Annotated in this window: 3 protein-coding genes; all 3 read left to right on the top strand. The window is 60.4% G+C overall.

The genetic code is table 11. The features are described from left to right. Positions 1-293: 293 nt before the first annotated feature. The 3 genes from hrpB (at position 294) to ACJO5Y_RS20550 (ending at position 5,130) form a co-directional block, all read left to right on the top strand. Positions 294-2,765: an ATP-dependent helicase HrpB gene (gene hrpB / locus ACJO5Y_RS20560; protein ID WP_406989791.1), complete on the top strand. Its 2,472-nt coding sequence runs from the start codon at positions 294-296 to the stop codon at positions 2,763-2,765. Between the two features lie 201 nt (positions 2,766-2,966). Next, positions 2,967-3,785: an ATP-grasp domain-containing protein gene (locus ACJO5Y_RS20555; protein ID WP_406989789.1), complete on the top strand. Its 819-nt coding sequence runs from the start codon at positions 2,967-2,969 to the stop codon at positions 3,783-3,785. 169 nt (positions 3,786-3,954) lie between these two features. Continuing rightward, entirely contained in the window at positions 3,955-5,130 is a 1,176-nt protein-coding gene (locus ACJO5Y_RS20550; RefSeq protein ID WP_406989787.1) for a type III PLP-dependent enzyme, read from the top strand. The last annotated feature ends 25 nt before the right edge of the window (positions 5,131-5,155 follow it).

Below are 5,155 nucleotides of genomic sequence, written 5' to 3'. Positions count from 1 at the left end.
CCCCCGCCACCCCGCTCTAGCTGACTACAACGATATCGCTGGTTAAAGACAAAACGAAAAGATCGTTCGGAGCGGCTGCAGACCAGGCTCTAAAAGCCTCTTGCGACCAAACCCAAGCCTAACCATGGTATGTTGAAAACGACAACTGGAATAACGGTTGGGTATGGGGGTGGTATCTATTTTTTGGCGGACAAAGGTGTCTGAGCGAAGCGAGTNAGTTCTTTTCCGCCAAAAAATAGATACCACCCCCGTGCCCTCCCCCAAACATCAAAGTCCTGTACAAAGCAGAAAGCATGCTCCCCATAGACCAAATCCTCCCAAAGCTAACCGAAACCCTGGCGAACTCCACCACCGCTCTGCTACAGGCTCCACCCGGTGCCGGTAAAACCACCCGTGTGCCCCTGGCCTTGCTGGAAGCACCCTGGCGCGAGGACCGCAGGATCCTGATGCTGGAACCCAGACGGCTGGCGGCACGGTCAGCGGCACGGTTCATGGCCGGACAGCTCGGGGAGAAACCGGGGCAGACGGTAGGGTATCGCACGCGGCTGGATACCCGGGTGTCGGCGCAAACCCGCATTGAAGTGGTCACCGAAGGCATCCTGACCCGGCTGATCCAGAACGACCCGATGCTGGAGGACTATGCCGCTGTCCTGTTCGATGAATTTCATGAACGCTCCTTGCAGGCAGATCTGGGGCTGGCGCTGGTGCGGGAATCCCAGCAGGCGTTGCGGGAGGACCTGCGGGTGCTGGTGATGTCGGCGACGCTGGATACCGCGCCCCTTGCCCGGGTACTGGGGGAGGTGCCTGTGATCACCAGCGAGGGGCGGGCGTTTGACGTTGATGTGCTGTATCGGCCATTGCCACGGAACGCCTGGATTGCGGATCAGGTCACCGCGGTGATCCATGAAGCCTTGCGGGATCAGGGCGGTTCGTTACTGGTGTTTCTGCCCGGTGCGGGTGAGATCCGGCGCGTGGAGCAGCAACTGCGGGGACAGGTGCCGGAGCACGTAGTAATTGCACCGCTGTACGGCAATCTCAAGTCCGACGAGCAGGATCGGGCCATTGCGCCGGCTGCGGAGGGACAACGCAAAGTGGTGCTGGCCACGGCCATTGCCGAAACCAGTCTGACCATTGATGGTATTCGTGTGGTGATCGACAGCGGCCAGCAGCGCCGTGCCGTGTTTGACCCCAATAGCGGTATGACCCGGCTGGTGACCGGTCGGGTTTCCAAGGCCTCTGCCGAGCAACGGAAGGGCCGCGCCGGGCGGCTCGAGCCCGGGGTGTGTTACCGGCTGTGGAGTGAATCCGGGCAATTCGGCCTGGCGGATTTCACGCCGCCGGAAATACAGGAAGCGGACCTGGCGCCGCTGGTACTGGAACTGGCCCAGTGGGGCGCACGCTCCCCGGACCAGCTGGAGTGGATTGATCTGCCGCCGGCAGCACACTGGCAGCAGGCGGTGGAACTGCTGCAATGGCTGGACATGCTGGATGCCGACAGCGCCATTACCGAACATGGCAAGGCCGCCCGGGACATGGGCGTTCATCCCCGGCTGGCTCACATGATTCTTCGCGGCCGCCATATCGGCCACGGCTACCTTGCGGCAGAGCTGGCGGCTTTGCTGGGAGAGCGGGATCTGGCTGGTCGGTCGGCGGGGGCGGATATGCAGGCGCGGGTCCGGATACTTCGGGGCCGTGGTCATGGTGTTGATGTGGCCAGGGTGAAAGCCATTGGCAAGTCAGTATCGCGGCTGGCGGGTGGTCTGGACCGGCCCGGCGTTATGCCCACCGATGACGAAGTGGGTCGCCTTCTGGCGCTGGCCTACCCGGACCGGGTGGCCCGTAAACGGCGTGGTGATGCCCCGCGTTACCAGCTCAGCAACGGTCGTGGCGCTGTCCTCCGGGACGACGACCCGCTGGCCCGTTACCCGTGGTTGGCCACGGCCGAGCTGGACGGCAAAGCCAGGGAAGCCACGATCTATCTTGCCGCTCCGGTTGATCCCGCGCTCCTGGAACAGGATCTGGCCACTCACATCCATGAGTTTGAGGAAGCGGTCTGGGACGACAGTCGCGGAACCGTGGTGGCCCGCCGTGTCAGAAAACTGGGGCAACTGGTACTGGAAGAGACGGCCTTGCCGGCCCCGTCCCCGGAACTGGTGCAACAAGGCCTGCTGGCGGCAGTCCGTAAAAAGGGGCTCAAAAGCCTGTCCTGGACGCCAGCGGTGGAACAGTGGCTTGCCCGGGTTGCCCTGCTGGCCCGTTGTTTTCCCGACGAGTGGCCGGACGTCAGCGAACGTTGGCTGCTGGAGAATCTGGACACCTGGCTGGGTCCGTTCCTGGCGGGAATGAACCGCTGGCGCGATCTGGAAAAGCTCAATCTGAAACAGGCCCTTGCCAGCCTGCTGGATTATCCGCAACAACAGGCGTTGGAGGATCTGGCGCCAACGCGCCTGACAATCCCCACCGGCCAATCGGTTTCACTGGACTACACAGCGGAGAGAGGGCCGGTGCTGGCGGCCAAGCTCCAGGCCCTGTTTGGCTGGACGGAAACCCCGAAAGTGGCCGGTGGCCGGGTGCCCGTGGTTATCCACCTGCTCTCCCCGGCGCAACGCCCGCTGGCCGTCACCGCGGATCTGGCCAGCTTCTGGCAAAACGCCTATCCGGAAGTTCGCAAGGACATGCGCGGACGCTACCCCAAACACCCCTGGCCGGAAGACCCGCTCACTGCTGAGGCGAGTCAGGGAACGAAAAAACGCCCTGCTCGCTGATTCCGCCCGTAACCAGAGACTCCGGAGCTACAGGCTTCGGCAGCGCAAGTGTCGGTTGTCCGCGAGGTTACTCAATCACCGTGCGGCTGGTTTCCAGATAGGCTTCACCATTGCTGGCAATGATTTCTGTCAGTTTTGGCTTGGTGCCGGGCAAGAAACGCTGTATAAAATGCGACCAACTCAACCATGCACCCAACCCACATGAAACTGGTTTCCTTCGATATATTCCGCACCCTGGGTTTCCCGGACACCAAAACTCTCAAGCCTGAACAGTTCCTGGCCCATAAGGAACTGCTCAGAGACGCAGACTGGGTTCTGTTCCCCGAATACTGGCAGTTGAATGCGCTGGTTCATGGCTTGAAATGCCGGGTATTCCCCAGTGTTGCCAGTTACCGCATCGGCCACGACAAGGTCGAAATGACCCGTGCCTTCCAGACGGTAGCTCCGGAGCACACGCCATGGACGTTGATTGAAGCCAATGGCTGCCATGAGCAGCAGGCGGTGTGGGATGCCATGGCGCTGCCGTTTGTGGCCAAGCTGCCAAAGGCCAGTATGGGCGAGGGGGTGTGGCTGATTGAAAACCGGGCGGACTGGCAGCGCTATTGCGAGCAGGCCCCTGTGTTGTATGCCCAGGAATACCTGCCGATCGACCGGGACGTACGGGTGGTGATTGTCGGAGACAGGGTGGTTTCCGCCTACTGGCGGACCCAGGCGGATCAAGGTTTTTACAACAATGTGTCACGGGGCGGGCGTATTGATAACGGCCCGGTCCCGTCCGTGGTGACTGATCTGGCCCTTCGGCTGGCGAGGGAACTGGATGTGGACCATGCCGGTTTCGATATTGCGCTTGTGGAGGGATATCCCTACGTACTTGAGTTCAACAGGTTATTTGGCAACCAGGGACTGGGTCCGGGGAGTGATCTGAAGGCTGCCATTCTGGACTACCTGCAACGTCACGCTGAACCCGAGGACCCTGACGGGCCCACCGGGCCAGCACCACTTTGGCCGATTGCGGTGTAGTTTCGGGGGTAGGCTTTTGCGTCGGCGGGGTGGCTGATCCCTATGGGTAGATATGCTCATATCCCGCCCATCAGAAAAGCCCGATGATCGCGTCAATTCCGGGGGGTTGCAGCCAGGCTGTAGCGCCCCTTTTTTATGCCTGTTTGCCCACTGGAGGGAAACACCATCCATGACCGAGTCTGCCAACGCTCATCTTGCCGATTACTACGATGCCGAGACCTTTGCCCGTATCAAGGCCTTTGCCGATACCAGGGAAACCCCGTTTGTGGTGATCGACACCGCCACTGTTGATCGTCAATACGACGAGCTGGTGGAAGGTTTCCCTTACGCCAGGGTCTACTACGCGGTGAAGGCCAACCCGGCCCCGCAGATTCTGACCATGCTGCGTGACAAAGGCGCGTGTTTCGACATCGCCTCGGTGTATGAGCTGGACAAGGTGATGGCACTGGGTGTGACCGGTGACCGCATCAGCTACGGCAACACCATCAAGAAGGCGAAGGACATTCGCACCTTCTACGAGAAAGGTGTGCGGCTGTTTGCTACCGACTCCGAAGCCGACCTGCGCAACATTGCCAAGGCCGCCCCGGGCTCGAAGGTATATGTGCGTATCCTCACCGAGGGCACGCTGACGGCGGATTGGCCGTTGTCTCGCAAGTTTGGCTGCCAGACCGACATGGCCATCGATCTGCTGATTCTGGCCCGCGATCTGGGACTCGTGCCCTATGGCGTGTCATTCCACGTGGGTTCCCAACAGCGTGAAATCGGCGCCTGGGACGCAGCTCTGGGTAAGGTAAAGGTGATTTTCGAGCGCCTGAAGGAAGAAGACGGCATCGAACTGAAGATGATCAACATGGGCGGTGGTTTCCCGGCCAACTACATTACCCGCACGAACGAGCTGAAAGTATACGCGGAAGAAATCGCCCGTTTTCTCCATGAAGACTTTGGTGACAATCTGCCGGAAATTATTATCGAGCCTGGCCGTTCGTTGATATCCAACGCCGGAGTGCTGGTGAGTGAAGTCGTGCTGATTTCCCGTAAATCACGTACCGCCCTGCACCGCTGGGTCTATACGGATGTGGGTAAGTTTTCGGGACTGATCGAGACCCTCGACGAGTCCATCAAGTTCCCGATCTGGACCGAGAAGGTGGGCGAAGGCGAAGACTGCGTAATCGCCGGCCCCACCTGCGACAGCGCGGATATCATGTATGAGCATCACAAGTATCCGTTGCCACTGAATCTGGCGATTGGCGACCGGATGTACTGGTTGTCTACGGGTGCCTACACAACGACCTACAGCGCTGTGGAATTCAACGGTTTCCCTCCGTTGAAGGACTATTACATCTGACCGGGAGTTTGGCCGCGGGGCGGGG

It is taken from the genome of Marinobacter alkalisoli (assembly GCF_045449855.1).
Classification (GTDB): domain Bacteria; phylum Pseudomonadota; class Gammaproteobacteria; order Pseudomonadales; family Oleiphilaceae; genus Marinobacter.
The sequence above is the reverse complement of the archived record's forward strand: the minus strand, read 5'-3'. Positions and strand labels throughout refer to the sequence as shown.